1 protein-coding gene is annotated in these 281 nt (G+C 54.4%); it reads right to left on the reverse strand.

The annotated features are described in order from the left end of the window. Window positions 1-281 (reverse strand): cytochrome c3 family protein (locus ACO0KW_RS20425; protein ID WP_423055182.1); only part of this gene is annotated, 281 nt, incomplete at both ends.

Consider the following 281-nt stretch of genomic DNA (forward strand, 5'->3'; position numbering starts at 1 on the left):
GTACCAGCCATTCCCGCATGATTCATCTTCGGACTGGTCCAGGTACTAAAGCCGCTGGTGTGGCAGCTATCGCATTGGGCAGTGGTCGGAATATGAGTCGCTGATTTCCCCGCTGCGGTACTACCGTTATGACAGCTAGCACAGCGACCTGCGACAGGTGGTGAAACATTGGCATGGTTAAAGTTGACGCCAGTCCAGGTAGTGGTCGAGGTATGACAGCTATCGCACTGCGCGGTAGTTGAAATATGGGTCGCTGGTTTGGTCAAGGCGTTCTGTGCGAC

Source organism: Undibacterium sp. Ji22W, assembly GCF_049340305.1.
Lineage (GTDB): Bacteria > Pseudomonadota > Gammaproteobacteria > Burkholderiales > Burkholderiaceae_D > Undibacterium.